The sequence below is a fragment of the Sphingomonas sp. genome (assembly GCF_964263785.1).
GTDB lineage: Bacteria > Pseudomonadota > Alphaproteobacteria > Sphingomonadales > Sphingomonadaceae > Sphingomonas.
On the sequence record NZ_CAXVWL010000053.1, the window covers coordinates 1 to 2,677 of the forward strand.

Annotated in this window: 3 protein-coding genes; 2 read left to right on the forward strand and 1 reads right to left on the reverse strand. The window is 67.7% G+C overall.

The genetic code is table 11. The annotated features are described in order from the left end of the window. A partial coding sequence (locus ACE5C1_RS07340; protein ID WP_374943410.1) for a TetR/AcrR family transcriptional regulator occupies window positions 1-300 on the reverse strand: 300 nt, incomplete at its 3' end. Between the two features lie 424 nt (window positions 301-724). Between ACE5C1_RS07340 and ACE5C1_RS07345 the strand changes: the two genes are divergently transcribed. Both ACE5C1_RS07345 and ACE5C1_RS07350 read left to right on the forward strand, forming a co-directional pair. Further along, on the forward strand, window positions 725-2,353 hold the full coding sequence (locus tag ACE5C1_RS07345) for a bifunctional 3-(3-hydroxy-phenyl)propionate/3-hydroxycinnamic acid hydroxylase (protein ID WP_374943411.1): 1,629 nt from the start codon (window positions 725-727) through the stop codon (window positions 2,351-2,353). Beyond that, window positions 2,334-2,677: Rv2993c-like domain-containing protein (locus tag ACE5C1_RS07350; RefSeq protein WP_374943412.1), on the forward strand; the 344-nt coding region annotated here is incomplete at its 3' end. The genes ACE5C1_RS07345 and ACE5C1_RS07350, both read left to right, overlap by 20 nt.

Genomic DNA, 2,677 nt, shown 5'->3' on the forward strand with positions numbered 1-2,677 from the left:
GTCGGCGAGCTGGAGGCCGAGTTCCGAGACCGCCTGCTCGATCGACTCGAAATGATTGTAGAAGGTGCCGCGAGACACCGACGCGTGCCTGACGACGTCGTCGATCACGGCCGCGCCCGCGGGGCCGCGTCCGGCGCATACAGCAAGCACCGATTGCAGCAGCTGATTGCGCATCCGTTCGCGTCGTTCCCGTCCGACGCGGGTCCGGTGGTCCTCGCGAAGCGAGTCGGTGCTTCTGTTCGCCTGAACGGGAAGCGCTCCGTCGACCCCGGGGCCGTCTCGAGTTCCGTCTGCAAGCATGGTTGGTCAGTTAGCGACCCGGCAGCATTCAGGCCAGTCGTCTCCACTGCGCCGGAGCGGGGCTGAATGCCGCGTCAGAACAGCAGCATTCCCAGCAGCAGAATAGGCACCGACACCGACCAGCATGCCACGGTCAGCCAGCGGTGCCATGTGCTGTGCAGCGCGCCGCACAGAGCAGGATGGCGACACCGATGTCCCTGCTCCAGCCAACGTGACGAATGCCGCTTCCGTCGCAGCTTCCGCATCGACTCTCCACCGCCGCTCGACGCGCTTCCCTCGCGATATCGGTCGTCATGAACCGATCCTCTCCGCTCGCCATTGCTTGGCGCAGCCGGACTAATTGACTTCATACTGGCGAAAGTGTCAAGATGACGATCGGCGTGGCGGCGTTCGACTGCCATGGGTCATGGGGGAGAGGACATAAGTGGCGGAACCCGATTACGACGTCATCCAGATCGGCTATGGCCCCGTGAGCGCGACGCTGGCCCTGATGCTGGGGCGGCAGGGCCGCTCTGTGGCGGTCTGCGAGCGCTGGTCCAAGCGATACCCTCTGCCACGCGCCGTGTGCGTCGACCATGAGCTTTACCGCGTGCTCGCGGCGAACGGGATGGGCGATGTCCTGCCGCGCGTCACCCAGAAGGGGCCGTTATATCAGTGGTTCAACGCCGACTGGCGCGAGTTGCTGGTGATCGACTGGTCGGCACCGTCGATCTCGGGCGGGCCGGAGGTGAATTTCGTTCACCAGCCGACGCTGGAGGAGGCGCTGGACGAGGCGGTGGGGGCGTTGCCGACCGTCGATCTGCACCTCGGCTGGGAGGTGACGGCGGTCGACCAAGACGATGACCGCGCGCGCGTCCATCTGCGCCATGGCGACACCGGCGAGGTGAAGGACTTATCAGCCCGCTATGTGGTCGGTTGCGACGGAGCGAACTCGCGGGTGCGCGAGGCGATCGGCGGCGATCGCGAGGATCGCGGGTTCGAGGCGGACTGGCTGGTCATCGACGTGCTGCTGAAGGAAGGCGTCACGATCGAGGGCCTCGGCATCCCCGCCGCTGGCCAGTATTGCAATCCCGCGCGCCCGACGACGATTGTCCCCGCCGGGGTGCGCGAGGGTCGGACGTTCCGGCGCTGGGAGTTCATGCGACTGCCCGGCGAGCGCGTCGAGGATCTGGAGCGCGAGGAGCGCGTCTGGGAGCTGCTGCGCCCCTGGGCGGGGCCGGACGACATCGAGCTCGTCCGCCACAAGGTCTATAATTTCCGCTCTCTGCTGGCGGAGCGGTGGCGCGAGCGGCGGCTGCTGATCGCCGGCGACGCCGCGCACGTCATGCCTCCCTTCATGGGGCAGGGCATGTGCTCGGGAATGCGCGATGCGTGGAACCTGGCCTGGAAGCTCGGCTTGATCCTCGACGGCAAGGCGGACGACCGTCTGCTCGACACCTATCAGCCCGAACGCTTGCCGCACGTCGGCCAGATCACCGACATGTCGATCTACCTCGGCAAGATGATCTGTCTGCCCGATGCGGAGGCCGCCGCCGCGCGCGATGCCGAGTTCCTGGGCGGCACCGCCGAGCCGCCGCCGCCGTTCCCCTCCATGGTCGACGGGCTGCTGCGGCGCGACCGTGACGGCACCGTCGTGGTCGGTGCCGGCCTGCTCTCGCCGCATGTCGACGTGCTTCGCGAAGGCCGGCGGGCGCGGCTGGATCAGGTCACGGGAGGCGGCTTCGTAGTCATCACCCGCGGCTTCGACGCCGAAGCGGTGCTGGAGAGCGAGGCCGCCGACACGCTCGCGGCGTTCGGCGCGCAGTTCGTGACGCTGGGCGACGGCGAGAACGGCGTTCGCGATCTCGATGGCCGCCTGGACGACTTCCTGACGGCGCAGGGCTGGGCGGCGATGATCGTTCGGCCGGATTATTATGTCTATGGCGGCGTGGCGGCAGGGGACGAGCTGCCGGCGCTCGTCGATGACCTGCTCGCCGATCTGGCGGCGGCCGGCGTCGCGGTTCGCACGGTATCGAGGAACGAGGAGACTTGGCGTGAAGCTCGCGCGGTTTGAAGCAGGCAGCGGCCCGAGGCTGGGCCTGGTCGATGGCGAAGAGGTCGTCGACCTCGCCGATGGCGGTATCGTCTATCCGACAATGCTGGCGCTGATCAAGGACGCCGAAGGGTGGCGCGCGCACGTGGACGCGGCGGCTGGCGGGCGGCGCCACGCCTTGGAGCAGGTGCGCCTGCTGGCGCCGATCGAGCGGCCGGGCAAATATCTGGCGATCGGGATGAACTACGCCAAGCATCTGGAGGAGGCGGACAAGCTCGGCGTCAAGCGGTCGGCGCACCAGACCTGGTTCAACAAGCAGGTGAGTTGCATCAGCGGCCCGTTCGA